Raw genomic sequence first — 26,062 nt, forward strand, 5'->3', positions numbered from 1 at the left:
GGCGCCAACCTGCGCCGTCACATCGCCGGACGCCAGCAGGCCTCACCGGGAGGCGGACTTGCGCGGCAGCGTGTCGGCGGGGCCGGCCACTTCCCATTCAGGCCGGACCGGCACGGTGTTGGCGCTCTCGACCGCCTTGCCGGGCACGAAGGCGGCAGCCGCGGCCTTGGCCCGCTCGACCACGCCGCCTTCCGCCTTGTTCGCCACGTCGTCGCGCTTGCGGGCGCTCTCCGTGTCGCCCTGGTTGGCGGCGAGCGAGAACCATTTCCAGGCTTCCGCGCGGTCCACCGCGCCGGCCAAGCCGCGCGCATAGACCACGCCCAGGTTGTACTGGCTGTCGCGCAGGCCGAGTTCGGCCGCCTTGCGGAACCAGTTCACCGCGTTCTGCCAGTCCGGCTTGCCGTCGATGCCGTCGGAATACAGCACGCCCAGATTGTGCATGGCGCGCAGATTGCCGTGGTCGGCGGCCCATTGGTAGAGGCGCCGGGCCTCGGCGAGGTTGCGGGTACCGTATTCATACATGCTGCCGAGCCGGTAGGCCGCCGGCACGGAGCCGCGCGAGGCGGCGAACGCCAGCCACCTCATGGCCGCGCCGCTGTCCACGTCGGTGCCCTTGCCGTCCGCATAGCGGATACCGACCTCGCAGGCGGCGTCCGCATCGCCGGCGATGGCCGCCTGCTTCAGCGCGGCCGGCCCCACGGGCGGCGGCAGCGTGCCGAGCAGGGCCTTGTCCACCGGCGCGCCGCCACCCAGCGCGGCGATGGCGGGGGCGGACACCACCGCCTGGAGGCTGAGGCCCGCGCCGTCGCGCTGGGTCAGCTTCAGCGTCACGAAGCCCAGGCCGGCCGCCACCAGCGCCACGGCACCGATCCGAGCCGCCACGTTGAGGCGGCGGGTCGACCTGCGCTTGCGCTCCAGCGCCGCGCCCTTCTCCCGGTCTTCCGCCCGGTCCGCGGCCGCGACCCAATCGACCCGGACGCCCGGCGCGCCCTCCTCGGCGGCGGTCTCCATCAAGGCCGCCTCCAGCGCCGCCACATGGCGCGATGCCCAGTCCGCACCCGGCTTCAAGGCACCGAGATCCAGCCGCTCGTCCGCGAACGGGCGCACATGGGCGCGCCGCCGCTGCTCGGCCGTGGCCAGCATCTCACGCAATTCGCCCTGCCAGGGCGCCTCGGTGACCTGCCAGACCGGCACCGCCTCTTGCGTCGGACGACCTTGCGCGGGGCGGGTGCCGACCTCGTCCGCAAGTTGGGCCAGGAGAGAAGCTAATTCGTCCCGCGGCTCCCGCCGGGGCCAGTCCACCAAGGGGGCGGCAGGCAAGGACACCATCGGCGCCGCGCGGCCGGCAATCTCCTCGTCGTCCAGTTCGGCATCGTCCACGACGTCGTCCATCGGCTCCAGCGCAGCGCCGTGCGCGGCCGGCAGGTCGGCAGGGACGTCCTCCCGGTCTTCGAGATCGGCCGCCACCGGGCTGACGGGATCCTGTGCATCCACCCCGGCGACCGGGAGAGCGACAGGGAGAACCTGCGGCAGCGGCGCCGCATCGTCAGCCGCCGGATCGATGGACCCGCGGTGCAAACGCTGAATTTCGCCAGTGAGCCCCTTCAGGAGGCTCTCGATGCCGTCGAGCCGGGCCAATTGCTGATTGGCGTTCCCCATGCGCTCGGTCAGCGTCACAAGGTGACGCTCGAGCACGCCGACCAGCGGTGCCAGGGCCTCCACCTCGACGGTCTCGCCCTGGTCCATGCGGTCGAGCAAGACCGTGATGCGGGCGGCAAGCCCCTCGTCGCGGCCAGCGCCGAGGGCGCGCACGTCCTGCGAGAGCGTGTCGAGACGCTCGCGCAAGGCAACGAGTTCGCCGGCGACCGGAGGCTGCGTCTCGCGCGCGGCGGCAAAGAGTTCGAGCCGTTCCTCCAGGCGTTCCAGCGCCTCGGACGCCGCGCGGCCGAAATCCGCGCCGGCATGGGTAATCGCCGCAGCGGCCTGCGCGCCCGCCTGCTCCAGCCGTTGCGCGGCCTCCGCCTCATCGGCCGGAGCCGGGACCCGGGCAAGGACGATGCCGATCAGGTCCTTCAGTTCCGCCGTCTGGCGCTGGAGCCGGGCGATGGCGATGGGGTCGACGGATTTGGCGTCGATCAGGTCCAGCTTCCGCGACAGCACCGCGACGGCCGCAGCCATGGCGACGGCCGGCATGTCGCTTTGCGGCTCCGGCGCAAGGTCGCTCGGCGTGGCGTCGGCCGGGGCCATCGGCGGTTCGGCGGACGGTGCCTCGGCACAGGCGGGTGCCTCGGGAATGGGGGCGAAGGCGTAGGTGCTGCGCAGGCGCTCCACCTCGCTCCGCAGATGCTCGATGGTCCAGGGAGAGAGGACAGCCTCCGCCGACGGCGCCGCAGCGCTCATGTTCGCCATGTACATGGTACCGTCACCGCGACCCATGTCCGCCTCCCAGGTCGGCGCGGGCGATGCCCGTCGTGCCCCGCGACTCATCCGCGAATCGCTTGCAGCAGCATCCGGATCTTTTGGTAAACGGACCCTTAACCGTTGAAAAGACGGGATGCGTAACGGTTACTTTCCCTTACGGAGCCTGCAACACGCTCCCCCTATGCGTCAGAGCAGCGTACCTAAATTCCCCAAGGGGCACTTGGATCCACCCGATGCGGGCCGCTCACGGCCGGGTTTTCGGGGCCGGATCCAGCTCACAAAAGGAGAATTGGATGGACGCGAACGCTTTCGATGTGCTCAGCCCGTCGTCGGTCACCGGCCGATCTTATGCGGCCGAAGACGTCCATACGATCGGCGACCTTGCCCGGGAGTTCGGCATCACCCTGCGCGCGCTCCGTTTCTATGAGGACAAGGGACTGCTGTCTCCGCGCCGCGAAGGTCTCGCTCGCCTCTATTCCCCCGCCGACCGCGAACGCCTCACGGTCATCCTCAAGGGCAAGCGCCTCGGCTTCACCCTCGCCGAGATCCGCTCCCTGGTGGCCGCGCATGAAGGCCAGGGCGGCCGTGACCTCGCCCTCACCCGCGACCGCTGCCTCACCCAGCTCAGCCAGCTGGAGCGTCAGCGCGCCGAGATCGACGCCGCAATCACCGAACTGCGCGATACCGCCGAACGCCTCGCCGCCGCGGCCTGAGGCTCCACGTCCATTAAAAAAGCCCGGCTCATCGAGCCGGGCTTTTTTTGTCTGTCCACAGGAGGCTGGCCGCGAAGGCCGGCCGCTCACGCGCTGATCTTCTCCATCAGCGCGTCGGAAAGCTCGAAGTTCGCGGTGACGTGCTGCACGTCGTCATTGTCCTGGAGCGTCTCCACTAGGCGCAGCAGCTTCTCGCCGGTCTCGTCATCCACCGCGACGGTATTCTGAGGCCGCCAGATCAGGCTGGCTTTGCGCGGCTCGCCGAACTTGGCCTCCAGCGCGCGCTGCACGTCCGCCAGGCTCTCCACCGCGCAGACCACCTCGTGCCCGTCCTCGGACGAATTCACGTCCTCCGCGCCGGCGTCGATGGCCACTTCCAGCAGGGCGTCCGCGTCGATCTTGCCGGCGTCGTATTCGATGGCGCCGAGGCGATCGAACATGAAGGACACCGAGCCGGTTTCGGCGAGGTTGCCGCCCGACTTGGTGAAATAGGACCGCACTTCCGACGCCGTCCGGTTGCGGTTGTCGGTGAGCGCCTCGACGATGACGGCGACGCCACCCGGGCCATAGCCCTCGTAGCGGATCTCGTCATAATTCTCGCCGTCCGCACCGGACGCCTTCTTGATGGCGCGCTCGATATTGTCCTTGGGCATGTTCTCGGCCCGGGCGGCGAGGATCGCCGCGCGCAGGCGCGCGTTCATGTTCGGGTCGGGCAGGCCCATCTTGGCCGCGACGGTGATCTCGCGCGCCAGCTTGGAGAACAGCTTGGACCGCACCGCGTCCTGCCGCCCCTTGCGGTGCATGATGTTCTTAAACTGTGAATGTCCGGCCATCGCCGCCTCCCAAATCCTACCCGATCGCTCCCGCGCGCCTGCCTGGCGGTCTGCCGGCGGACATCCGGTCCCCGCCGCGGCAGGGCCGAATGGTCGAGCGCCGCCCGGAGCGATCCCGATCCACTGCGCGCGCCTTATAGGTCCGTCAGGCGGCAAAGGGCAAGAAAGCCGCCCAGGCCGCCTCAGCCCTCCCAGAAGCTCGGCCGTGCCTCCGAAAGCCCGCCGCCGAGCCGGACCGCCGCCACGTGGCGGGCGAGGCCCGTGGCCGGGTCCGTCTCCACCGCGACGCCGCACAGCGCCGCCGGCCCCGCCGCCGGCTCGAAGCGGCCGGCGCCGATCTTGCGGGTGAAACGGCGGAGCGGCTCTTCCTTGTCCATGCCGATCACGCCGTCATAGCTGCCGCACATGCCAGCGTCGGTCATGTAGGCCGTGCCGCCGGACAGGATGCGGTAGTCGGCCGTGGGCACATGGGTGTGGGTGCCCACCACGAGGCTGACGCGGCCGTCGCAATAATGGCCGAAGGCCTGCTTCTCGCTGGTGGTCTCGGCGTGGAAGTCCACCACGATGGCATCCGCCACCCGCCCCAGTTCGACGCCGTCGAGCGCGCGGTCGAGCGCGGCGAAGGGATCGTCCAGCGGGTCCATGAAGGTGCGGCCCATCACGTTGACCACCAGCGCCCGCCCGCCGTTGCGCGTGTCCACGAGGGCCGCGCCGCGCCCCGGCGTGCCGGCGGGATAGTTGCAGGGGCGTACCAGGGCGTCCGTCCGCTCGATGAAGACGAGCGCCTCGCGCTGGTCGAAGGCATGGTTCCCGAGCGTCACCGCGTCGGCGCCGGCGGCGCGGATGTCGGCATAGATGGCCTCGGTGATCCCGAAGCCGCCGGCGGCATTCTCGCCGTTCACCACCACGAGGTCGAGCGCCCAGTCCGACACCAGCCCGGGAAGCCCGCTCGTCACCACGTCGCGGCCGGTGCGGCCGACCACGTCACCGAGGAAGAGAATGCGCATGCGACCCGCCGAATGGAAAAAATCCCGCTTCCGTTATCATCCCATCGAGCGGTTCGTCATGGGGTTCGGCGGGTATCGCGTCGGTTTCCTGGCAGGCGAAGGCCAGGCCGAACGCCCGGATCGGCTTCTGCCGCCGTAGCAGGGCGAGCGTGCGGTCGTAATATCCCGCTCCGTAGCCGATCCGCGCACCCGCCCGGTCGAACACGGCCAGCGGCACGATCACGTCGTCCGGCAGCACGTCAGGCGCATGCGCCTGCGGCGTCGGGATGGCGTAGGCGCCGGTGGGCACGAGCGGGTCGTCCATGTGCCAAAGGCGGAAGATCAGCGGTCGGTCGCGCCCGACGATCACCGGCAGCGCCAGCGCGACGCCGACCTCCCGTAGACGGCGGGCCAGCGGCGCGGTGTCGATCTCGTCGCCGAACGGCGCGAACAGCGCGACCGTGCGGCCCAGGACCGGCGACAAGGCACCGAACGCAGCGGCTGCCGCCGCCTCGGAGGCCTGCGTGCGCATGGCTTGGCCCATGGCGGCCCGGCGAGACAGGGCCTCGGACCGCAGGCGCGCTTTTTGCGCGCGGGGTGTCGGGAAAGAAAGGGTGGCCATAAAGATCTGAAGAGTGCGGAGCCGCAAAAGCCGTCGGAACTCGATCCCGGGAAACCTACAACGTAGGTGGGCGCCGTATGTCCAAGCCCACGGGCGAGGTCAGGTACAGCTCCCTTAAGGATCGATAAGGCCCCGGGGAAATGTTTCCTAACGAGCCCCGCAGCCCCGCTTCCGGAATGTAGGGGGTCCAGCGTCCGAGCGCCAGGGGCAATCGGGCGCCATTCCCGGCAATCGCGAGCCGGCTATCCCATGCCCACGACGGTCTTCTCGCGCGGAGCAAGATCGACGGCGAGGCGTTCGATGCGCTCGGCCACCTCGTCGATGGTGCGGGCCACCGCCTCCTCGCCCGCTTCCAGGCGCGCCAGCGCGGAGGCGCGGGCGTCACGCTGGCCCTCTAGATCGCTTTCCAACGCGCGGATGCGGTTGCGGGCCTCGGCCAGTTCGTCGGAGATGGTGATGGCGGCCATCACCGTCAGCCGCTGGTCGCCGATCTCGCCGAAGGTGGTACGCAGCTGATTGATGCGCGCATCGATGTCCCGTCCGAGGCGCATCAGGTGCTCCTCCTGGCCCTCGTCGCAGGCCATGCGGTAATAGCGTCCGGCTATGGTGACACTGACGTGCGCCATCTGCCCTCACCCACCTCTTCCGTTCACCCGCCGTGGGTCGCGAGCACATCGCGGATCGTGGTCATGGCGACGTCGAGGCGGCGCGTCACCTCGCGGCTCACCTCCGCCACCTCGGCCGCTTCGGCGCGCGCAACGTCCAGTTCCGCCGCCAGCCGGGCGCGATCGTTGCCCAGCGCGTGAAGCTGCGCCTGGAGGGCCTCCTGGTGGCGATCCGCCTCGCGCCGGCGATCCAGCGCGTCCGACAGGCGGTCGAGCGCGACGTGGAGACGCTGGGTGGCCGCCTCGATGGGGCCTAGTTCCGGAGGGCGTTGCTTCAGCGCATACATGGTTTTGCAATGTAGCCGAGTCGGAGGCTAAAGAGCCACAGGCAGGGCCGCGTCAACACAAAAGAGAATGAAGGCATTCTTGCGCTGCCCTTGCCGGGTCGCGCGCGGGTTGCGATCATCGCCAAGGTCAAGGTTGGCCGAATGGGGAGCTGGACGGATGCGGGCGCGTGGATTTCTGGTCGCCTTTTTCCTGGCAGCATCTGTTCTTCTCGCGCCGCACGCTTCCCGTTCCGCCCTCGCGGCTCCACCCGTCGCCGCCCCGACCGCCGCCCAGACGCCTGAGGCGCTGGTGAAGGACGTCTACCAGCACTATCTGGAGACCGCGCCCGACACTGTGGTGGGATTTGATTTCACCGACCCGAACGTGGCGAAGACCTATTTCGAGCCCGTCCTCGCCAAGCTGATCGCCGCCGACGCCAAGGCGGACGAGCCGAAGCTGAACTTCGACCCCTTCATCGACGGTCAGGATTTCGAGATCAAGGCGGTCACCTACACCACGAAGCTCTCCACCAAGACGAATGCCAACGTGGTGGCGGAGTTCGAGAATTACGACGAGAAGAAGAGCATCACCTTCCGCCTGGTGCGCACGAGCGCCGGCTGGCGCATCGCTGACGTGCAGTGGGGCGGCAATCCGCAGACGCTGCGCCTGCTCGTCGGCGGCAAGCCTATGCGCTGAAGGTTCCACGCAAGGCTCGCGGCCATCGACTGCCTGCATTTTGAGCTCGCCGCCTTTGCAGGCAAAGACCCGCAGCTTCGCGCCCTGCGACGATCCAACGCGACCACAATCCGCGCCCGCTGCCTTGACCTTGCCGTACCACTGCGTTTGACACCCAGCGTCGCACTGGTATCAGTGCCGCCGCGAGGCGCTGCCTCAGCTGTCTGACCGCACTTTCCAAATGGCGCCGCCTGCGCCGGAGCTATGCCCTTCATGTCGAGCCGCGATCTCCACGACCGCATGGCCAATGCCATCCGGTTCCTCGCCATAGATGCCGTGGAGACCGCCAATTCCGGCCATCCCGGACTGCCGATGGGGGCCGCCGACGTTGCGACGGTACTGTTCAACCAGGCACTGAAGTTCGACGCCGCCGACCCGGCCTGGCCGGACCGCGACCGCTTCATCCTCTCCGCCGGCCACGGCTCGATGCTGCTCTACAGCCTGCTGCATCTGCTGGGCTTCGCCTCGCTGCCCATGGATGAGCTTCGGCGCTTCCGCCAGCTCGGCTCGCTGACCCCCGGGCACCCGGAGAATTTCGTTACCCCGGGCATCGAGACCACCACGGGTCCCCTCGGCCAGGGCATTTCCACCGCGGTCGGCTTCGCCATCGGCGAGCGGCTGATGGCGGCGCGCTTCGGCGCCGGCATCGTCGACCACCGCACCGTGGTGCTGGCCTCCGACGGCGACCTGATGGAAGGCATCAGCCAGGAAGCCATCGACATCGCCGGTCACATGCGGCTCGCCAAGCTCACCGTGCTGTGGGACGACAACCGCATCTCAATCGACGGCCCCATCTCGCTCTCCGGCTCCACCGACCAGCGCGCGCGCTTCGCCGCCTCCGGCTGGAACACCCTGGCGGTGGACGGCCACGATCCCGCGGCCATCCTCGCCGCGTTGAATACCGCCTATGCCTCCGACCGGCCGACCCTGATCGCCTGCCGCACCACCATCGGCTTCGGCTCGCCTAGCCGGGCCGGCTCGGAGAAGGCGCACGGCGCCCCGCTCGGCGCGGCCGAGATCGAAGCCACCCGCAAGGCGCTCGGCTGGGAAGCCGGTCCGTTCGAGGTGCCCGTGGATGCGCGCGACGGCTGGCTGGCCGCCGGCAGCCGTGGCGCGGCCCAGCGTGCCGCCTGGCAGGCGCGCTTCGCCGCCCTGCCCGAGGCCGAGCGGGCCGAGTTCGAGCGTCGCCTGCGCGGCGAGCTGCCCGCCGCCGCCTTGGCGGAGGCAATCGCCGCCGTGAAGGCGAAGGCCATCGCCGACGGCAATGCGGTCGCCACCCGCAAGTCCTCCGAGATCGTGCTGGACGCCATCACCAAGGCGGTGCCGGAGATGATCGGCGGCTCCGCCGACCTGACCGGCTCCAACAACACCCGCGCCAAGGGCCAGAAGGCGGTGACGCCCGAGGACTTCTCCGGCACCTTCATCCACTGGGGCGTGCGCGAGCACGGCATGGCCGCGGCCATGAACGGCCTCGCGCTGCACGGCGGCCTGAGCCCCTACAGCGGCACCTTCCTCGCGTTCGCCGACTATTCGCGCCCCGCCATCCGCCTCGCGGCGCTGATGGGCACGCGGGTGATCCACGTGCTCACGCACGATTCCATCGGCCTCGGCGAGGACGGCCCGACCCACCAGCCGGTGGAGCACCTGGCCGCCCTGCGCGCCATCCCGAACCTGCTGGTGATGCGTCCGGCCGACACGGTGGAGACCGCCGAGTGCTGGCAGATCGCGCTTGAGGCGAAGGACCGGCCGAGCGCGCTCATCCTCTCGCGCCAGAACCTGCCGCTGCTGCGCAAGGAGGCCACGGGCGAGAACAAGGCCGCCGGCGGCGCCTACGAAATCAGCCCCGCCGGCGGCGAGGCGCAGGTGTCGCTGTTCGCCACCGGCTCGGAAGTCTCCCTCGCCGTCGAGGCGCAGGCGCTGCTCGAAGCCGAGGGCGTGCCGACCCGCGTGGTCTCGGTGCCCTCGTTCGAACTGTTCCTGTCCCGTCCGCTGGCCGAGCGCCGCGCGGTGATCGGCAAGGCCCCGGCGCGGGTCGGCATCGAGGCCGCCATCCGCATGGGCTGGGACAGCATCATCGGCTCGGATGCCGCCTTCATCGGCATGACCTCGTTCGGCGCCAGCGCGCCGGCCAAGGAACTTTACAAGCATTTCGGCATTACGCCTCAGGCGGTGGCTGCTGCCGCGCTTGAGCAGTTGCGGCAGGGCTGACGGGGGGCGCGCGGCATCCGCCGCGCTTGAGCCTCCACCCCAACCCGGCCGGACAGAGCACCATCCCGGACATGGCGCCCGGGCGTGCCTGTGACCGCCGCCGGCGCCTCCGGCGCCCGGCGGACCAATCGATCAGGCCGGCCTGAGGCCGGCACATGGAGGATGGAAAAATGACGGTGAAGGTGGCCATCAACGGGTTCGGCCGTATCGGGCGCAACGTGCTGCGCGCCATCATCGAATCCGGTCGCACCGACATCCAGGTGGTGGCCATCAACGACCTCGCCCCGGTTGAGACCAACGCCCACCTGCTGCGCTACGACAGCGTGCACGGCCGCTTTCCGGCCAAGGTGACGGTGGACGGCGACAGCATCGACGTCGGCCAGGGCAAGATCAAGGTGACCGCCGTGCGCGATCCCGCGCAGCTTCCCCACAAGGAGCTGGGCGTCGACATCGCGCTCGAGTGCACCGGCATCTTCACCTCCAAGGAGAAGGCGTCCGCGCATCTGGCCGCCGGCGCCAAGCGCGTCCTGGTGTCCGCCCCCGCCGACGGCGCCGACCTCACCGTCGTCTATGGCGTGAACCACCAGTTGCTGAAGCCGGAACACCTCGTCGTCTCCAACGCGTCCTGCACCACCAACTGCCTCGCGCCGGTGGCCAAGGTGCTGAATGACACGGTCGGCATCGTGCACGGCTTCATGACCACGGTGCACTCCTACACCAACGACCAGCCCTCGCTGGACCAGGTGCACAAGGACCTCTACCGCGCCCGCGCCGCCGCTCTGTCCATGATCCCCACCTCCACCGGAGCCGCCAAGGCGGTGGGCCTCGTGCTGCCGGAGCTGAAGGGCAAGCTGGACGGCGTCTCCATCCGCGTGCCGACCCCCAACGTCTCGGTCATCGACCTCAAGTTCGTGGCCAAGCGCGCCACGACGGTGGAAGAGATCAATGCCGCCATCAAGGCGGCGGCCGACGGCCCGCTCAAGGGCATCCTCGGCTACACGCTGGAGCCCAACGTCTCCATCGACTTCAACCACGACCCCCACTCGTCCACCTTCCACATGGACCAGACCAAGGTCATGGACGGCACGCTGGTGCGCGTGATGTCCTGGTACGACAACGAGTGGGGCTTCTCGAACCGCATGTCGGACACCGCCGTCGCCCTCGCCAAGCTCGGTTGAGCGGCCAACGGTCAGGGAGAGCAGCATCATGCCGACTTTCCGCACCCTCGACGACGCGGACCTCGCCGGAAAGCGGGTCCTCGTCCGCGTCGACCTGAATGTCCCCATGGACGGCGGGCGCGTCACCGATGACACCCGCATCCAGGCCATCCTGCCGACCATCCGGGCCATCACCGGACAGGGCGGGAAGGCCATCCTGCTGTCCCATTTCGGCCGCCCGAAGGGACGCGACGACAGCCAGTCGCTCGCCCCCGTCGCTGCCGCGGTGGAAGAGCGCCTGGGCCAGCCGGTAGCCTTCGCCGATGACTGCGTGGGCGAGGATGCGGCCAAGGCCGTGTCCGCCCTTCAGCCCGGCGGCGTGCTGGTGCTGGAGAACACCCGCTTCCATGCGGGCGAGGAGAAGAACGCCGCCGACTTCGTGCAGCAGCTCGCGGCGCTCGGCGACATCTATGTCAACGACGCCTTCTCCACGGCCCACCGTGCCCACGCCTCCACCGAGGGCCTCGCCCACAAGCTGCCGGCCTTCGCCGGCCGCAGCATGCAGGGCGAACTCGACGCGCTGACCAAGGCGCTCGAGGCTCCGCAGCGGCCGGTGCTGGCCGTGGTCGGTGGCGCCAAGGTGTCGAGCAAGCTGGAACTGCTCGGCAACCTCACCGCCAAGGTGGATATCCTGGTCATCGGCGGCGGCATGGCCAACACCTTCCTCGCCGCCAAGGGCGTGAAGGTCGGCAAGTCGCTGTGCGAGCACGACCTCGCCGACACCGCCCGCCAGATCCTCGCGACCGCCGCCTCGCACGGCTGCGAGATCGTGCTGCCGGTGGATGCGGTGGTCACCAAGACCTTCGCCGCCAACGCGCCGCACCGCGTGGTGCCGGTGGACCAGGTGGCGGACGACGAGATGATCCTGGATGCCGGCCCGGCGACCGTCGACCTGGTGAAGGCCAAGCTCAAGGGCGCCAGGACGGTGGTCTGGAACGGCCCGTTCGGCGCCTTCGAGCTGCCGCCCTTCGATGCCGCCACCGTGGCGGTGGCGCGGGCGGTGGCCGAGGCCACCAAGGCGGGCGAGCTTCTCTCCGTGGCCGGCGGTGGCGATACCGTCGCGGCCCTCAACCATGCCGGGGCCGGACAGGATTTCTCCTATGTGTCCACCGCCGGCGGTGCCTTCCTGGAATGGCTGGAAGGCAAGCAGTTACCCGGGGTCGAGGCGCTGCGTCGCTGAGACCCTGGTGTTATATTCCAACCATAAGCTTTGGCACGCGCCGCTCTGGCGGCTTCAGGGATAGGCAGGATGATGAAGGCTGAGCTCGAGGCGATCGCGCAGAAAATGGTGTCCGACGGCAAGGGGATCCTCGCCGCCGACGAAAGCACCAGCACCATCAAGAAGCGGTTCGACGCCATCGGGGTCGAATCCACCGAGGACAATCGCCGCGACTATCGCGAGCTGATGTTCCGCGCGGACGCGATGCAGGAGTACATCTCCGGCGTCATCCTGTTCGACGAGACCATCCGCCAGAAGGCCAAGGACGGCACGCCGCTCGTGACCCTGATCGAGCAGGCCGGCTCGATTCCGGGCATCAAGGTGGACGCGGGCGCCAAGCCCATGGCCCTGTTCCCCGGCGAGACCATCACCGAAGGCCTCGACGGCCTCGGCGGCCGGCTGAAGGAATATTACGATCTCGGTGCCCGCTTCGCGAAGTGGCGCGCGGTGATCGACATCGGCGCCGGCATCCCGACGCCGGGCGCGGTGGCCGCCAATGCCCACGCGCTCGCCCGCTATGCGGCGCTGTGCCAGGAAGCCGGCATCGTCCCGATCGTCGAGCCGGAAGTGCTGATGGACGGCGACCACGGCATCGAGCGCTGCTACGAGGTGACGGAATACGTCCTCAAGGTGGTGTTCTCCGAGCTTTACCTCCAGCGTGTCTGCCTGGAAGGCATGGTGCTGAAGCCCAACATGATCGTGCCGGGCAAGAAGGCGCGCACCCAGGCCTCCGTCGCGGAAGTGGCCGAGAAGACCGTGCGGGTCCTGAAGTCCACCGTGCCGGCGGCCGTGCCGGGCATCGCCTTCCTCTCCGGCGGCCAGTCGGACGAGGACGCCACGGCCCATCTCGACGCCATGGTGAAGCTGGGCAGCCTGCCCTGGAAGCTCACCTATTCCTACGGTCGCGCCCTCCAGGCGGCGCCGCAGAAGGCGTGGTCGGGCAAGGCCGAGAACGTGGCCGCCGCCCAGGCCGCCTTCACCCACCGCGCGCGCATGAACTCCCTGGCCGCGCTGGGCCAGTGGAGCTCCGAGCAGGAAAAGAAGAAGGCCGCCTGAGCCTGACCCGCCGGCCGGGCAACCGGCCGGCCGTGCCGATACGAGCCCGCCGTTCCGAAAGGGGCGGCGGGCTCTTGCTTGATGGCCGGTGCATGGCTTAGAGCCGGATGGCCCGGGGCGATCATCCGCCCGGGGTGGCCGCGCGTCCCAGGCAGCCCGCGCCCTCAGCCCCTCTTTTGCCTGTTTTCTGGCCGACCGATCTCGCCATGCCTTCTGATCCGGTGCTCCCCCGTTGCCGCCTGATGCTCGTGCTGCCCCCCGCCCTTCCGGCGGAGGCCGCCGCTGCATGGGTCAAGGCCGGCGACGTCGCCGCGGTCATCGCCACCCTGCCCGCCGGCGGTGAGGTGGCGGCGCTGGAAACCCTGCGCGCTCTCTGCGAGACGGTGCAGGCGGCAGGCGCCGCCTTCCTCGTGGAGGACCGGCCCGACATCGCCGGCGCCATCAAGGCCGATGGCGTCCATGTGGCGAGCCTCGCCGCCCTGGCCCGTGCCCTCAAGAGCGTGAAGCCCGACGGCATCGCCGGGGTCGGCCTCTCCAGCCGCCACGACGCCATGGAAGCGGGCGAGGCCGGCGCCGACTACCTGCTGTTCGGTGGCCTCGACGGTTCCGACCCCATCGGGCCTGTGGCCGATCTGGTGAACTGGTGGGCCGAGCTGTTCGAAGTGCCCTGCGTCGGTGTCGCCACCACGCTGGAGGATGCGCAGGCCCTCGCCGCCGCCGGGGCTGATTTCATCGCCCTCGCCGCCTTGCCGGACGGCGCGGATGGCGCGGCTTTGATCGCCGCCGTGGACCGCCACCTGGCGAGCCTGGAGCGCGGCGCATGACGCTGGCCCGGTCCCGGCCCGTGCAGCCACGGCTGCCGCGCGCGCGCCTGCCTGCCGTCCTGCTCGCCCTGCTGCTCGCCGCCCCGCTCGCGGTGTCGCCCGCCGAGGCACAGAACCCGGCGGCCAAGCCCGCCGCGAAGCAGACCAAGCCTGCGACCCCTGCCAAGCCGGCCACGCCGGCTCCGGCCGCGCCCCCCGCATCCATACCGCTGCTGCCGAGCGTGACCGCCGACACGTCGCCTGTGCCGCCCGGCGGCGATGGCGCCTATGGCGCCTACCAGCGCGGCTTCTACCTCTCCGCCTTCCGGGAGGCGACGCAGCGCGCCGAGGCCGGCAAGGACCCGGCCGCCGAAACCCTTCTGGGCGAGCTTTACTCCCATGGGCTGGGCGTGCCCTACAACGCCGCCAAGGCCGCCGACTGGTACGGCCGAGCCATCAAGGACGGTTCGGTCGAAGCCATGTTCGCCCTCGGCATGATGAACCTGATGGGCGAAGGCGGCCCCCGCAATCTGAAGGCGGCCTCGCAACTGTTCGAACAGGCCGCGAGCAAGGGCCATACCGCCGCCGCCTACAATCTCGGCCTGCTCTATCTTCAGGGCGAGGCCATGCCGCAGGATTTCACCGCCGCGGCCAAATGGTTCAAGGTGGCCGCCGACGGCGGGGTGTCCGACGCCCAATATGCCCTCGCGGTGCTGCTGCGCGAAGGCAACGGCGTGCCCGCCGATCCCGCCGCGGCCACCCGGATGCTAAAGGCCGCCGCCGCCGAAGGCCATGTGACCGCGGAGGTGGAATTCGCCATCGCCACGTTCAACGGCGAAGGCGTGCCGAAGGACGAGGCCGCCGCCGCGCGGCTGTTCCGCAAGGCGGCGCTGGCCGGCAACGCGATCGCGCAGAACCGCTATGCGCGCATCCTCTCCGCCGGGCGCGGCGCGCCGCAGGACAAGACCATGGCCGCCGCCTGGCATCTGCTGGCCAAATCCAAGGGCCTCGGCGATCCTTATCTCGACGGCGTGGTCGCCGCGCTCCCCCCAGCCGACCGCAAGAAGGCCGAGGACACCGCCCGCAAGTGGGCGGGCGAGTGAAACGCGGCCTTGACCTTGCCATGAGAGGGGGGCACACGAACCCCTTCCTTATCCCGTCACGGCGGTCGCGCCTTCGCTGCGCCGCGCCCCCAGGAACCTCGTCCGCATGATCCGTTCGCCCCTCATCACCGTCATGGTCCAGGCCGTCCGCAAGGCCGGCCGGGCCCTCGCCCGCGACTTCGGCGAGGTCGAGAACCTGCAGGTTTCGCTGAAGGGGCCGGCCAATTTCGTCTCCTCCGCCGACCGCAAGGCCGAGGACACGCTGTTCGCCGAACTCTCCCGCGCCCGCCCCGGCTACGGCTTCAACATGGAAGAGCGCGGCCGGGTCGAGGGCACGGACGAGACCAACGAATGGGTGGTGGATCCGCTCGACGGCACCACCAACTTCCTGCACGGCATCCCGATCTTCGCCATTTCGCTCGCCCTGGTGCGCAACGGCGTACCGTTCGCCGGCGTGATCTTCAATCCCGTCACCGATGAGCTTTACGTCGCGGAGAAGGGCCAGGGCGCCTATCTCAACGACCGCCGCCTGCGCGTCGCCGCCCGCCGCAAGCTCGCCGACAGCGTGGTCGGCTGCGGCATTCCCCATCTCGGTCGCGGCGACCACAACAAGTTCCAGCGCGAGCTTGCCCTGGTTCAGGGCCAGGTGGCCGGCGTGCGCCGCACGGGCGCCGCCGCCATCGACCTCGCCTGGGTGGCAGCCGGCCGCTTCGACGGCTTCTGGGAGCGCGACCTCTCGCCGTGGGACATGGCGGCGGGCATCATCCTCATCCGCGAGGCGGGCGGCTATGTCTCCGACCTCGACGGCGGCGACAAGTCGCTCGACACCGGCCACATCATCGCCGGCAACGAGACCATCCGCGAAGACCTGATCCGACTGCTGAAGAAAGCCTGACCGGAGCGGGCCGCAAAACACAGCTTAAGGTTGATCTGGCGGCCAGTTTCTGCGGAACACGTTCAGAAGCGTTCGAAATTCCGCTACGGACGGCAGAACCTCATGTCATCCGGTTCCCTTTGCAGTCTGTTATGCGATAGTTCGAATCGCGGGGAAGACAAGCGGGAGCGAGCATGACGCGGGCCGTCGACCCTTTCTTGAAAGTTTCGTCCCCCCGCATCTTCCTGGTGCGGATGATCGTGTTCCTGCTGCTCTGCGCGGCGCTGGCGGCGGTGCTGTACAAGCAGATCCTCGCTGCCTTCATGAACAACCCGGGCCTCAACGGCGTCATTTTCGGCGTGCTGGGGATCGGCATCATCCTCGCCATCCGCCAGGTGGCCCGGCTGTTCCCCGAGGTGGAGTGGGTGAACTCCTTCCGCCTCGCCGATCCCGGCCTCGCCGTCTCCCGCGCCCCGACCCTGCTCGCCCCGATGGCCGCACTGCTCGGCGACCGCATGGGCCGCATGGCGATCTCCCAGGTCACCATGCGCTCCATCCTGGATTCCATCGGAACCCGGCTGGACGAGGCCCGCGACACGGCCCGCTACCTCACCGGACTGCTGGTCTTCCTCGGCCTGCTCGGCACCTTCTGGGGCCTCTTGGAGACCGTCAGCTCCATCGGCGCCGTGATCTCCTCGCTCCAGGTGGGGCCGGATACCGGCTCGGTGTTCGAGGAAATGAAGACCGGCCTCGCCGCGCCGCTCGCCGGCATGGGCATCTCCTTCTCGTCCTCGCTGTTCGGCCTCGCCGGCTCCCTGGTGCTCGGCTTTCTCGACCTCCAGGCCAGCCAGGCGCAAACGCGCTTCTACACCGATCTGGAGGACTGGCTGTCCACCACCGTGCGCGACCTCGACGACGGCTACGCGGCCCGCCCGGTGGAGGCTCGCCCGATCCAGGTGGTGGAGCGCGAGCTGCCGGACGCCCGCCCCGTCACCGCCCTCCTGCCGCCGCCCGCCCCGCTCGACCTCGCCCCCCTGGTGGACGCCATGGCCCGACTGGAGCGGACCATGACCGAATCCGGCTCGCAGCGGGTCACGACTGCGGTGGCCCATCTGGCGGAGAGCCTCCAGGGCCTCGTCACGCACATGCGCTCGGAACAGGCCGTGCTCAAGCAGATGGCGGACACCCAGGGCGCCCAGCAGGCGGACATCCGCCGCCTCATCGAGCGCCTGGACAAGGCGCTGACCGCTTCGGAGGACGCCGAGGCGGCCGGCGGCCACAGGAGAAACTAGGATGGCTCTCGGGCGGCGCGGCCGCGAGCGCACCATCGACTACTGGCCCGGCTTCGTGGACGCCCTGTCCACGCTGCTGCTGGTGTTCATCTTTCTGCTGTCCGTCTTCATGGTCACCCAGTTCTTCCTGACCCAGGACATGGCGGGGAAGGACAATGTGCTCCAGCGCCTCCAGTCGCAGATCCGCCAGCTGACAGAATTGCTGTCGCTGGAGCGCGCCAGCGGCCAGACCCAGGACGGCGAGATGGCCGCTCTGCGCGCCAGCCTCCAGGCCACCGAGGCCGAGCGCGACCGGCTAAAGGCGGCGACGGGTGTCGCGCCCTCGACCCCGGATCCCTCCCGCGAGGCCGCGCTCGCCCGCGAGGTGGACATGCAGAAGGACGCGGCAGGCCGGGCCCTGTCGCAGATCGACCTGCTGAACCAGCAGATCGCCGCGCTGCGCCGCCAGATGGCCGCGCTGGAGGAGGCCCTCAACGTCTCGGAGAAGCGCGACCAGGAGAGCCAGACCAAGATCGCCGATCTCGGCCGCCGTCTGAACGTGGCGCTGGCCCAGCGGGTGCAGGAGCTGAGCCGCTTCCGCTCGGAATTCTTCGGCCGCCTGCGCGACATCCTGGGCAACCGGCCGGACATCCGCATCATCGGCGACCGCTTCGTGTTCCAGTCGGAAGTGTTCTTCGACCGCGGCGCCGCCGTGCCGCGCCCGGAAGCCTTGAGCGAACTGGACAAGCTGGCCTCTGCCATCCTGGAACTGGAAAAGCAGATCCCGCCGGACATCAACTGGGCGCTGCGCGTGGACGGACATACCGACAGCCGGCCGATCTCCACGCCGCAATTCCCCTCCAACTGGGAATTGTCCGCAGCCCGCGCCATCGCCGTGGTGCAGTATCTGATCGCCAAAGGCGTGCAGCCGCAGCACCTGATCGCGGCGGGCTTCGGCGAATACCAGCCCATCGATACCGGCACGTCGGACGAGGCGCAGGCCCGCAACCGGCGCATCGAACTGAAGCTGACCGAGCGGTGAGCGGGCGCATCAACCGGCACGGGCGCGCCGCATGAGCGGGCCGACCTTTCCCGTCCGCGCCTTCGTGGATGGCGATCTTCAAGCCGCCGCGGACCTCTGGGTCGCCACCTGGGCAGCCACCATGCCGGACATCGATTTCGAGGCGCGGCGCCCGTGGTTCCTGGAGCATCTCGCCAAGCTGCGCGCGGCGGGCGCCCGCGTGCTGGTGGCGGAGGTCCCGACGGACGCCATCGCCGGCTTCGTCATCATCGATCCGGCAACCCGCTATCTCGACCAGCTCGCCGTCGCTCCCGGGCAGAGGGGCGGCGGGGCGGCGGAGGCCCTCATGGCCGCGGCCCGCGCGGTGTCGCCCGGCGGGATCGTGCTGGACGTGAATCAGGACAACGGGCGAGCGGTCGCCTTCTACCGGCGCTCGGGCTTTCGCATCGTCTCGGCGGGCGAGAACCCCATGTCCGGTCGCGCCATCTGGCGCATGGAATGGGCACCGGACGGCATCCGCCCGGAACCCGTCCCCGCCCCGTAGCCTCAGCCTCAGGCGGCGGCGGTGAATTGCAGGGCTGCGAGCCGGGCATAAAGCCCGCCCTTGCCCACCAGTTCGTTATGGGTGCCCTGATCGACGATCTGGCCGCCCTCCATCACCAGGATGCGATCGGCTGACAGCACCGTGGACAGGCGGTGGGCGATGACCAGGGTGGTGCGGCCCACCATGGAATGTTCGAGCGCGGTCTGCACCAGCGTCTCGCTTTCCGCATCAAGGGCGCTCGTCGCCTCGTCGAGCAGCAGGATCGGCGTCGAGCGCAGGATGGCGCGGGCGATGACGATGCGCTGGCGCTGGCCGCCGGACAAAGTGACGCCCCGCTCGCCGACCAGCGTGTCCCACCCGCCCGGCAGGCGGGCGACGAACTCGTCCACCAAAGCGGCGCGGCCGGCGGCTTCCACCTCCGCGTCGCTGGCCTCCGGCCGGGCAAGGCGGATATTTTCGCGCACGGTGTCGGCGAAGATCGCCACCTCCTGCGGCACGAAAGCGATCTGGTGCCGCACCGCCACGGGATCGCACCCCATGATATCGACACCGTCCAGCACGATGCGGCCGCCTTGCGGGTCGTAGAACCGCTCCAGCAGTTGGAACACCGTGCTCTTACCGGCGCCGGACGGACCGACCAGCGCCACGCGCTCGCCGGGCTGCACGGTGAATGATGCCCCATGGAGCGCCGGCGCATCAGGCCGGGCCGGATAGGCAAAGCGCACATCCTCGAAGCGGATGGCGCCGGACACGCGGGCCGGCAGCGGCGCCGGCTGAGCCGGCACCCGCACGGCGGGCTGGGCAGCGAGAAGTTCGCCGATGCGCTCGGCTGCTCCCGCCGCCGCGGCGACTTCCCCCCAGACCTGGGACAATTGGCCGAAGCCGCTCGCCGCCATCACCGCATAGAGCACGAACTGGCCGAGCAGGCCGGACGACATGGTACCCGCCATCACCGACTGCGCGCCCACCCAGAGGATGGCCACCACGCTGGCGAACACCAGGAAGATGCCGACGCCGGTCAGCAGGGCGCGGGCGAGCGTGGTGTCGCGGGCCGCGTCATAGGCGGCTTCCACCGCCGCGTCGAAGCGCCGGCGCGCCGCCGGCTCGGCGGAGGAGGACTGCAATGCCCGCATGGCGCCGACCGCTTCGCTGGCATAGGCCGAGGCGTCGGCGAGCGCGTCCTGCGCCGCCCGAGCGCGCGCGCGCACCCGGCGGCCGGATGCGACCAGCGGCAGCACGATGATCGGAATGGCGACCAGCACCAGCGCGGAGAGTCGCGGGCTGGTGACCACCATCATCGCCACGGCACCGAGGCACAACACCAGGTTGCGCAGCGCGATGGAGGCGGAGGCGCCAACCGCCGCCTTGATCTGGGTAGTGTCGGCGGTGAGGCGGGAGGTGAGTTCACCGGCGCGCGAGGTGTCGTAGAACAGGCCGTCCAGCGACGTCAGGTGGGCGAACACCGCGCTGCGCAGATCCGCGATCACCCGCTCGCCAAGGATGGTGACGAGATAATAGCGGGCGGCGGACGCCACCGCGAGCACCGCCACGACGATGACCAGCATGGCGAAATAGCTGTCGATCAGCCCGGCGTGGTCCGCCGCGAAGCCGAAATCGATCATTCGCCGCACGGCGACCGGCATGGCCAGCGTCGCGAGGGCGGCAACGACGAGCGCAACCATGGCGAGTGCGATGCGGCCGCGATAGCGCAGAAGGTACGGCAGGAGGCGACCGAGCGGGCGCAGGCTGCGCTGCGCCTTGGGGGCAGGACCCGGTATTCCATCCACGGCGGGGGTGGTCTCGACTTGTGTCAACGCAGCCTCTCGGCTATAGACCCGCGACTTCCGGCAGGAAACGAAATCATAACGGTGCGGGGCCCTGGCTCGGCGCGGTGAGAAGGACGCAACTCATGAAAAGCGACATCCATCCCGATTATCACTTCATCAAGGTGGTGATGACGGACGGCACCGAGTACACGACGCGGTCGACCTTCGGCAAGGACGGCGACACGCTCCAGCTCGACATCGACCCCCGCACCCATCCCGCGTGGACCGGCGGCACCCAGCAGCTGCTCGACCGCGGCGGCCGCGTTTCGCGCTTCAAGAACAAGTTCGGCGGCCTTCTCAAGGGCTGACCCGTCGGATTTTCCGACGTTCGACCTGCCGGCGACCCGGCGCGCACTGCGCGCTAGGGTCGCATCGGCGCGTCATCGGAATCCGACACCAGGCGCAGATGCGGCGCTCCCGGCCTCGGGATGTGCATGATGGCGAGATCCTCCGGCGGGCGCTCGCCCATCGCCAGCAGGTGCTCGGCGCGCGCCACCACGCGCAGGCGCAGCAGTTCGGCCTCGGCCCTGAGCGCCCGCAGACCATCGGATATCCCGAGCGGACCGACGGTGCGGCGTGGGCGCAATTCCAGCCCCTCGGCTTCCTGGCGGGCAAAAGCCACCGTCATCTCGCCTTCCGCCACCGCGCGCTCCATCAGCAGCCAGGCCGCCAGCTGGAGCAGCAGCGTGGTGAGTTCGCGTGCCTCGTCGTGATATGCGAGCCGGGCTTCCAGCGGCAGATGGTCGGCAAAATCCCGCCCGGGGCCGCTGAGATAGGCGCTCAGGCGCGAAGCCAGATCCATGCCGTCATGGTACAGAACGGCAAAAGGGCCTGTCCCCGGTTCGGCGGAGGCGGTCATACTCACTCCCACTGAGATAGCGGTGCCCGCTACCTCCTTACTGACGCCCCCAATCACGGGCACATGGGCTTAACACCGGAAGCGCGCAAGAGGTTCGGGGCGATGACGCCGGGATCCGAACCATGCACAGGCTTCCGCCGCTCGCCCAACATCCCCGGACTCCCGCGCTGCGCCGGGCCGCACGCCCAACGCTCGGCAGCTTCGTTCCGCAGCATCGCCGGACACAACCGGAGGCCGAAAAACAGCAGGTAAAACAACCGCCGAGAACGCAGGAAAGCACGCCGCCAGCGCCCCTCGCAAGACGCTGATGTCCTTCCCGACACCGCGATGCAGGCTTCGCTAAAGCTTGAACACCGAATCCGCCGCGTGCCGGGAGGCATGCTTGGCGATAAGAGCCGCCTCCAGGCGAACGATCTCCGCCTTCAGCAGCGCGATCCGGGCCTCGATCTCATCCACGGACAGCCGGCCGACATCAGCTCCGGGCTGAAGGGTGGAAGGTGGGGGTGCGGGGCGATCATCGTCCATTGGGCTCTCCTCCCGCTTGGTTCGAGCGGCGCATAGCTTTTGCATTTTCGCTTGGACCGCGATGGGTTACTAGAGCCGCCCAGGCCGTGCCACCGGCCGACCGACGTCACGCTCCGCGCCTGCGGACGCGCCTCAGGCGCAGGGTGACCTCCGCCGACCTCGCCATTCCCGCCCTCCGCCATGGGAGCCGCCATGACCTCGTCCCTGCCCACAATCATGACCGCCATCACCATTCCCGTGCCCGGCGGCCCGGACGCCCTGGTGCCGGGCGAGCGCCCGGTGCCGCAGCCCGTGCACGGCGAACTGCTGCTGAAGGTGGAAGCCGCCGGCGTCAACCGGCCCGACGTCATGCAGCGCAAGGGCCTCTATCCGCCCCCGGCCGGCGCCTCCGACATTCCCGGCCTGGAGATCGCCGGAACCGTGGTGGCGGTGGGCGAGGGCGCGGCCCGCTTCAAGGTGGGCGATCGCGTATGCGCGCTGGTGACCGGCGGCGGCTACGCGCAATACTGCACCACCTCCGCCTTGACGGCCCTGCCCATTCCCGACGGCCTGTCCGCGGTCGAGGCGGCGGCCCTGCCGGAAACCTTCTTCACCGTGTGGAGCAACGTGTTCGACCGCGGCCGCCTCGCGGCCGGGGAGACCCTGCTCGTCCACGGCGGCACCAGCGGCATCGGCACGACGGCCATCCAGCTCGCCAAGGCGTTCGGCGCCAAGGTGTTCGTGACCGTGGGCTCGGCCGAGAAGTGCGCGGCCGCCCGCAAGCTCGGGGCCGACCTCGCCATCGACTACACTGCCCAGGACTTCGTCGCCGAGGTGAAGAGCGCCAGCGACGGCAAGGGCGCGGATGTCATCCTCGACATGGTGGGCGGCCCTTATATCGCGCGCAACTACGAGGCCGCCGCCGTAGACGGGCGCATCGTGCAGATCGCCTTCCAGCAGGGCTCGAAGGCCCAGGTGGACTTCATGCGGGTGATGCTGAAGCGCCTGACCCACACCGGCTCCACGCTGCGCTCACGCCCGGTGGCGGATAAGGCCGCCATCGCGCAAGCCCTCGAAGCGAAGGTGTGGCCGCTGCTGGCGAACGGCAGCGTCAAGCCGCTGATCGACGCCACCTTCCCGCTGAACGAGGCCGCCGCCGCGCACGCCCACATGGAAGGCAGCACCCATATCGGCAAGATCGTGCTCACGATCGGGTGAGCCGCCGAGCTCCGGCGCGGCTCAGGCAGCCGCGCCGGATGCGTCAAGACGCTGGCACAGCCGGACCAAACCCCTATGATGGGCGTGAACGCGGCGCCTTGCTCCAGCCGCATGGCCCCGCTAGTGATCGCGGTTCGTCCCGGCGGATTGCCGGGTGCGGAGGCTTGCCGTTGCGTTCTTTCCTCGCCTTTTGCCTGGTCCTGCTGGCCGCGCTGTCACTGGAAGCGCCATCCGCTTCCGCCGTTGAGGCCATCGCGGTCCGGCTCGATGCCAAGGTGACGGACCTGCTGCCCGCCGTGGAACGGCTGCGGACCGACAACGAGCGCGTGCAGATTTCCACGGCCCCCGGCGCCGACGGCATCGTCCGCCGCATCGAGGTGCGCTCCTCCGACGGGCGCCCGAACCCGAACTGGGTCGCCTTCGCGCTGTCCAACAATACCGACGAGCAGGTCGACCGGCTGATTGTCGCGCCGTTCTACCGCATGGTCGGCTCAGGCCTGTTCTGGCCGGACCTCGGCAATCGCCGCGTGCTCTCGCTCACCCCCAGCCAGGGCTTCAAGCCGGAGCGGCAGAGCGCCCCGGACGCCGACGTCTTCCTGGTGACGCTCGACCCCGGCACCACCGTGACCTTCGTGGCGGAACTCGCCGGCCCCAATCTGCCGCAGCTCTATCTGTGGCAGCCGGACGCCTACAAGGACAAGGTCAACAGCTTCACGCTCTACCATGGCATCGTCATCGGCATCGCCGGCCTGCTGGCGCTGTTCCTCACCATCCTGTTCGTGGTGAAGGGCTCGGTGATGTTCCCCGCCGCGGCGGCGCTGGCCTGGGCGGTGCTGGGCTATATCGGGCTCGACTTCTCCTTCTGGTCGAAGGTGTTCGGCCTCTCCCCCGTCGCCGAGCAGTTCTGGCGCGCCGCCGGCGAGGCGGTATTGACCGCCACCCTGCTCGTCTTCCTGTTCGCCTATCTCAACCTCAACCGCTGGCATGTGCGCTATGTGCACGTGGCGGTGGGCTGGCTGGCCTTCCTGGCCGCCCTGGTGGCGGTCGCCCTGCTGGATGCGCCGGTGGCGGCGGGCATCGCCCGTCTCTCGCTGGCGGCCGTGGCGGTGGCCGGCCTGCTGCTGGTGATCTGGCTGTCGCAGCATGGCTATGACCGTGCCGTCCTGATCATCCCCACCTGGCTCCTGCTGGTGGTGTGGGTGGTGATGGCCGGCATGACGGTGGCCGGCGTCGTCACCAACGACCTTGTGGCGCCCGCCCTCTCCGGCGGCCTCGTGCTCATCGTCATGCTCATCGGCTTCACGGTGATGCAGCATGCCTTCGCCGGCGTCGGCGCCGTGCAGGGCTCGGCCTCCGACCTGGAGCGCCGGGCGCTGGCGCTGGCCGGATCCGGCTACATCGTCTGGGACTGGGACGTGGACAGCGACCGCATCTATGTCTCGCCCGAGGCGGAGGAAGCGCTCGGCCTCAAGCGGCATTCGCTGGAAACCGAAGCCGCCGGCTGGCTGGAGGTGCTGCACCCCGGCGACCGCGACCGCTTCCGCGCGACGCTCGACGGCATTATCGACCAGCGGCGTGGGCGCATCGACCAGGATTTCCGCCTGCGCGCCATCGATGGGCACTACCTGACCTTCAACTTGCGCGCCCGGCCCGTCGTGGGCGCGGACGGCGAGGTGGTGCGCTGCATCGGCGCGCTCTCCGACGTCACCGGCGAGCGGGTCGCCGCCGAGCGCCTGCTGCACGACGCGGTGCGCGACAATCTCACGGGCCTGGCCAACCGCGAGCTGTTCCTCGACCGGCTGGACCAGGCGCTCACCTTCGCCAAGGTAGACGACAGCCTGCGCCCGACGGTGATGATGATCGACATCGACCGCTTCAAGCAGGTCAATGTCTCGGTGGGCATGGCGGTGGGCGATTCCATCCTGCTGACGGTGGCCCGCCGGCTGATGCGCCTGCTCAAGCCGCAGGATACGCTGGCGCGCATCTCCGGCGACCAGTTCGGCATGATCCTCCTGTCCGAGCGGGATCCCGAGCGCATCACCACCTTCGCCGACACGCTGCGGCGCTCGCTGCGCGCGCCCATCACCTTCGCCGAGCGTGAGGTGTTCATCACCGCCTCCATCGGCCTCGTGCTCTCCGGCCCGGACCTCGGCAAGCGCGAGGACGTGCTGAAGGATGCCGAGCTGGCGATGTATTTCGCCAAGCGCATCGGCGGCGACCGCATCGAGGTGTTCCGCCCGGCCATGCGCCAGCAGAAGATCGACCGCACCTCGCTGGAGAGCGACCTGCGCCAGGCGCTGGAGCGGGACGAGATCATCGTGCGCTACCAGCCGGTGGTGCGCCTGCACGACCGCGCCATCGGCGGGTTCGAGGCGTTCATGCGCTGGCGCCATCCCACGCTCGGGGAACTGGCGGCGGCGGACTTCATCCACGTGGCGGAGGAAACCGGCGTCATCCTCGACCTCGGCCTGTTCATGCTGGAGCGCGCCGCGCGCCAGCTCGGCCAGTGGCAGCGCATCCTGAAGGTCGAGCCGCCGCTGTTCATGACCGTCAACGTCTCCTCGCGCCAGCTCCTGCGGCACGACCTGATCCAGGACCTGAAGTCGGTTCTGGCGCGCAACGTGGTGGCGCCCGGCTCGCTCAAGCTGGAGGTGACGGAAGCTCTGGCGATGGAGAATCCGGAATATGCCGCCGTCATGCTCCAGCGCATGCGTGATCTCGGCGCCGGGCTGGTGATGGACGATTTCGGCGTCGGCCAGTCCGCCCTCGCCTACCTGCCGCGCCTGCCGTTCGACGCCATCAAGATCGACCAGCGCTTCACCCGCGACACCGCCAAGGGGCCTGCGCGGGCGGCGCGGCCGATCATCGTCGGCTCGATGATCGATCTCGCCCATCAATTGGGCATGGAAGTCCTGGCCGAGGGCCTGGAGAAGGAAACGGAAGCGGGCGAGATGAGCCGCCTTGGCTGCGAATACGGCCAGGGCACGCTCTTCGGCGAGCCGCTCACCGCCGAGGAATGCCGCGCCTTGCTGGAGCCCTCCCCCGCCGAGGAGCGGCGCCGGCGTAGCGCCTGAGGCGCTGCAATGCTGTGAGGAAG

At 69.5% G+C, this 26,062-nt stretch carries 24 protein-coding genes and 1 other RNA gene; 15 read left to right on the top strand and 10 right to left on the bottom strand.

The window, feature by feature from the left end; translation table 11 throughout:
• Positions 1–42 precede the first annotated feature (42 nt).
• The gene (locus tag YU1_RS0111545) at positions 43–2,436 is read right to left on the bottom strand and encodes a tetratricopeptide repeat protein (RefSeq protein ID WP_156922075.1); all 2,394 of its coding nucleotides are present in this window, start codon (positions 2,434–2,436) and stop codon (positions 43–45) included.
• Positions 2,437–2,714: 278 nt separating this feature from the next.
• Here YU1_RS0111545 and YU1_RS0111550 point away from each other — a divergent pair, with 278 nt between their 5' ends.
• Complete coding sequence (locus YU1_RS0111550) at positions 2,715–3,134, top strand: MerR family transcriptional regulator (RefSeq protein ID WP_029004204.1); 420 nt, start codon at positions 2,715–2,717, stop codon at positions 3,132–3,134.
• 86 nt (positions 3,135–3,220) lie between these two features.
• On the opposite strand, the gene YU1_RS0111555 is transcribed toward YU1_RS0111550, so the two are convergent.
• The 6 genes from YU1_RS0111555 to YU1_RS0111575 form a co-directional block, all read right to left on the bottom strand.
• Positions 3,221–3,967, bottom strand: a complete 747-nt coding sequence (locus YU1_RS0111555; RefSeq protein ID WP_029004205.1) for a YebC/PmpR family DNA-binding transcriptional regulator — start codon at positions 3,965–3,967, stop codon at positions 3,221–3,223.
• A 182-nt stretch (positions 3,968–4,149) separates the two neighbouring features.
• Complete coding sequence (locus YU1_RS0111560; protein WP_029004206.1) at positions 4,150–4,974, bottom strand: TIGR00282 family metallophosphoesterase; 825 nt, start codon at positions 4,972–4,974, stop codon at positions 4,150–4,152.
• Entirely contained in the window at positions 4,952–5,575 is a 624-nt protein-coding gene (locus YU1_RS29095; RefSeq protein ID WP_051356770.1) for a 5-formyltetrahydrofolate cyclo-ligase, read from the bottom strand. Before YU1_RS29095 ends, YU1_RS0111560 begins: the two co-directional genes overlap by 23 nt.
• Before the next feature lie 14 nt (positions 5,576–5,589).
• Positions 5,590–5,744: non-coding RNA, 6S RNA (gene ssrS, locus YU1_RS32645), on the bottom strand.
• Between the two features lie 73 nt (positions 5,745–5,817).
• On the bottom strand, positions 5,818–6,201 hold the full coding sequence (locus YU1_RS0111570) for a cell division protein ZapA (protein ID WP_029004207.1): 384 nt from the start codon (positions 6,199–6,201) through the stop codon (positions 5,818–5,820).
• Between the two features lie 23 nt (positions 6,202–6,224).
• Positions 6,225–6,527, bottom strand: coding sequence for a DUF4164 domain-containing protein (locus tag YU1_RS0111575; RefSeq protein ID WP_051356771.1), 303 nt, complete (start codon positions 6,525–6,527; stop codon positions 6,225–6,227).
• A gap of 157 nt (positions 6,528–6,684) precedes the next feature.
• Between YU1_RS0111575 and YU1_RS32650 the strand changes: the two genes are divergently transcribed.
• The 11 genes from YU1_RS32650 (at position 6,685) to YU1_RS29110 (ending at position 18,558) form a co-directional block, all read left to right on the top strand.
• Positions 6,685–7,203: a DUF3828 domain-containing protein gene (locus YU1_RS32650; RefSeq protein WP_198018906.1), complete on the top strand. Its 519-nt coding sequence runs from the start codon at positions 6,685–6,687 to the stop codon at positions 7,201–7,203.
• Between the two features lie 252 nt (positions 7,204–7,455).
• The gene (gene tkt, locus YU1_RS0111585; protein ID WP_029004210.1) at positions 7,456–9,450 is read left to right on the top strand and encodes a transketolase; all 1,995 of its coding nucleotides are present in this window, start codon (positions 7,456–7,458) and stop codon (positions 9,448–9,450) included.
• 170 nt (positions 9,451–9,620) lie between these two features.
• A complete protein-coding gene (gene gap / locus YU1_RS0111590) occupies positions 9,621–10,628 on the top strand; it encodes a type I glyceraldehyde-3-phosphate dehydrogenase (RefSeq protein WP_029004211.1) in 1,008 nt (335 codons plus the stop codon).
• Positions 10,629–10,656: 28 nt separating this feature from the next.
• The gene (locus tag YU1_RS0111595) at positions 10,657–11,847 is read left to right on the top strand and encodes a phosphoglycerate kinase (RefSeq protein WP_029004212.1); all 1,191 of its coding nucleotides are present in this window, start codon (positions 10,657–10,659) and stop codon (positions 11,845–11,847) included.
• Between the two features lie 69 nt (positions 11,848–11,916).
• A complete protein-coding gene (locus tag YU1_RS0111600; protein ID WP_029004213.1) occupies positions 11,917–12,942 on the top strand; it encodes a class I fructose-bisphosphate aldolase in 1,026 nt (341 codons plus the stop codon).
• A gap of 206 nt (positions 12,943–13,148) precedes the next feature.
• On the top strand, positions 13,149–13,766 hold the full coding sequence (locus YU1_RS29100; RefSeq protein ID WP_198018907.1) for a thiamine phosphate synthase: 618 nt from the start codon (positions 13,149–13,151) through the stop codon (positions 13,764–13,766).
• Positions 13,763–14,848 carry a tetratricopeptide repeat protein gene (locus YU1_RS0111610; protein ID WP_035715008.1) on the top strand — a complete coding sequence of 362 codons (1,086 nt, stop codon included), beginning with the start codon at positions 13,763–13,765 and terminating at the stop codon, positions 14,846–14,848. The genes YU1_RS29100 and YU1_RS0111610 overlap by 4 nt, the downstream gene beginning before the upstream one ends.
• Positions 14,849–14,954: 106 nt before the next feature.
• Complete coding sequence (locus YU1_RS0111615) at positions 14,955–15,743, top strand: inositol monophosphatase family protein (RefSeq protein WP_029004215.1); 789 nt, start codon at positions 14,955–14,957, stop codon at positions 15,741–15,743.
• A gap of 173 nt (positions 15,744–15,916) precedes the next feature.
• Positions 15,917–17,014 carry a hypothetical protein gene (locus YU1_RS29105; RefSeq protein WP_051356773.1) on the top strand — a complete coding sequence of 366 codons (1,098 nt, stop codon included), beginning with the start codon at positions 15,917–15,919 and terminating at the stop codon, positions 17,012–17,014.
• A gap of 1 nt (position 17,015) precedes the next feature.
• Positions 17,016–18,035, top strand: a complete 1,020-nt coding sequence (locus YU1_RS0111625) for a peptidoglycan -binding protein (RefSeq protein WP_029004216.1) — start codon at positions 17,016–17,018, stop codon at positions 18,033–18,035.
• 31 nt (positions 18,036–18,066) lie between these two features.
• The gene (locus tag YU1_RS29110) at positions 18,067–18,558 is read left to right on the top strand and encodes a GNAT family N-acetyltransferase (RefSeq protein ID WP_035715010.1); all 492 of its coding nucleotides are present in this window, start codon (positions 18,067–18,069) and stop codon (positions 18,556–18,558) included.
• 8 nt (positions 18,559–18,566) lie between these two features.
• Here the strand turns inward: YU1_RS29110 and YU1_RS0111635 are convergent, their stop codons facing one another.
• Entirely contained in the window at positions 18,567–20,345 is a 1,779-nt protein-coding gene (locus YU1_RS0111635) for an ABC transporter transmembrane domain-containing protein (protein WP_035715015.1), read from the bottom strand.
• 122 nt (positions 20,346–20,467) lie between these two features.
• Between YU1_RS0111635 and rpmE the strand changes: the two genes are divergently transcribed.
• Entirely contained in the window at positions 20,468–20,692 is a 225-nt protein-coding gene (rpmE, locus tag YU1_RS0111640) for a 50S ribosomal protein L31 (protein ID WP_029004218.1), read from the top strand.
• A 53-nt stretch (positions 20,693–20,745) separates the two neighbouring features.
• On the opposite strand, the gene YU1_RS29115 is transcribed toward rpmE, so the two are convergent.
• Both YU1_RS29115 and YU1_RS0111650 read right to left on the bottom strand, forming a co-directional pair.
• Positions 20,746–21,243, bottom strand: a complete 498-nt coding sequence (locus tag YU1_RS29115; RefSeq protein WP_051356774.1) for a DUF1465 family protein — start codon at positions 21,241–21,243, stop codon at positions 20,746–20,748.
• A 339-nt stretch (positions 21,244–21,582) separates the two neighbouring features.
• Positions 21,583–21,768 (bottom strand): DUF1192 domain-containing protein, encoded by a 186-nt coding sequence (locus YU1_RS0111650; RefSeq protein ID WP_029004219.1) that lies wholly within the window; start codon positions 21,766–21,768, stop codon positions 21,583–21,585.
• A 192-nt stretch (positions 21,769–21,960) separates the two neighbouring features.
• On the opposite strand from YU1_RS0111650, the gene YU1_RS0111655 reads away from it, so the two are divergent.
• Positions 21,961–22,965: an NAD(P)H-quinone oxidoreductase gene (locus YU1_RS0111655; protein WP_035715017.1), complete on the top strand. Its 1,005-nt coding sequence runs from the start codon at positions 21,961–21,963 to the stop codon at positions 22,963–22,965.
• A gap of 164 nt (positions 22,966–23,129) precedes the next feature.
• Positions 23,130–26,039 (top strand): EAL domain-containing protein, encoded by a 2,910-nt coding sequence (locus YU1_RS0111660; RefSeq protein ID WP_425339146.1) that lies wholly within the window; start codon positions 23,130–23,132, stop codon positions 26,037–26,039.
• The last annotated feature ends 23 nt before the right edge of the window (positions 26,040–26,062 follow it).

The sequence above is a fragment of the Azorhizobium doebereinerae UFLA1-100 genome (assembly GCF_000473085.1).
Lineage (GTDB): Bacteria > Pseudomonadota > Alphaproteobacteria > Rhizobiales > Xanthobacteraceae > Azorhizobium > Azorhizobium doebereinerae.

Coding starts and splice junctions, on each gene's coding strand:
- rpmE (WP_029004218.1), top strand. CDS start 20,468: ATGAAAAGCGACATCCATCCCGATTATCACTTCATCAAGGTGGTGATG.
- YU1_RS32650 (WP_198018906.1), top strand. CDS start 6,685: ATGCGGGCGCGTGGATTTCTGGTCGCCTTTTTCCTGGCAGCATCTGTT.
- YU1_RS0111550 (WP_029004204.1), top strand. CDS start 2,715: ATGGACGCGAACGCTTTCGATGTGCTCAGCCCGTCGTCGGTCACCGGC.
- YU1_RS0111625 (WP_029004216.1), top strand. CDS start 17,016: ATGGCTCTCGGGCGGCGCGGCCGCGAGCGCACCATCGACTACTGGCCC.
- YU1_RS0111600 (WP_029004213.1), top strand. CDS start 11,917: ATGATGAAGGCTGAGCTCGAGGCGATCGCGCAGAAAATGGTGTCCGAC.
- YU1_RS0111650 (WP_029004219.1), bottom strand. CDS start 21,768: ATGGACGATGATCGCCCCGCACCCCCACCTTCCACCCTTCAGCCCGGA.
- YU1_RS0111560 (WP_029004206.1), bottom strand. CDS start 4,974: ATGCGCATTCTCTTCCTCGGTGACGTGGTCGGCCGCACCGGCCGCGAC.
- YU1_RS29105 (WP_051356773.1), top strand. CDS start 15,917: ATGACGCGGGCCGTCGACCCTTTCTTGAAAGTTTCGTCCCCCCGCATC.
- YU1_RS29115 (WP_051356774.1), bottom strand. CDS start 21,243: ATGACCGCCTCCGCCGAACCGGGGACAGGCCCTTTTGCCGTTCTGTAC.
- YU1_RS29100 (WP_198018907.1), top strand. CDS start 13,149: ATGCCTTCTGATCCGGTGCTCCCCCGTTGCCGCCTGATGCTCGTGCTG.
- YU1_RS0111610 (WP_035715008.1), top strand. CDS start 13,763: ATGACGCTGGCCCGGTCCCGGCCCGTGCAGCCACGGCTGCCGCGCGCG.
- YU1_RS0111655 (WP_035715017.1), top strand. CDS start 21,961: ATGACCTCGTCCCTGCCCACAATCATGACCGCCATCACCATTCCCGTG.
- YU1_RS0111555 (WP_029004205.1), bottom strand. CDS start 3,967: ATGGCCGGACATTCACAGTTTAAGAACATCATGCACCGCAAGGGGCGG.
- YU1_RS0111545 (WP_156922075.1), bottom strand. CDS start 2,436: ATGGGTCGCGGTGACGGTACCATGTACATGGCGAACATGAGCGCTGCG.
- YU1_RS0111570 (WP_029004207.1), bottom strand. CDS start 6,201: ATGGCGCACGTCAGTGTCACCATAGCCGGACGCTATTACCGCATGGCC.
- YU1_RS29095 (WP_051356770.1), bottom strand. CDS start 5,575: ATGGCCACCCTTTCTTTCCCGACACCCCGCGCGCAAAAAGCGCGCCTG.
- YU1_RS0111575 (WP_051356771.1), bottom strand. CDS start 6,527: ATGTATGCGCTGAAGCAACGCCCTCCGGAACTAGGCCCCATCGAGGCG.
- gap (WP_029004211.1), top strand. CDS start 9,621: ATGACGGTGAAGGTGGCCATCAACGGGTTCGGCCGTATCGGGCGCAAC.
- YU1_RS0111595 (WP_029004212.1), top strand. CDS start 10,657: ATGCCGACTTTCCGCACCCTCGACGACGCGGACCTCGCCGGAAAGCGG.
- YU1_RS0111615 (WP_029004215.1), top strand. CDS start 14,955: ATGATCCGTTCGCCCCTCATCACCGTCATGGTCCAGGCCGTCCGCAAG.
- YU1_RS29110 (WP_035715010.1), top strand. CDS start 18,067: ATGAGCGGGCCGACCTTTCCCGTCCGCGCCTTCGTGGATGGCGATCTT.
- tkt (WP_029004210.1), top strand. CDS start 7,456: ATGTCGAGCCGCGATCTCCACGACCGCATGGCCAATGCCATCCGGTTC.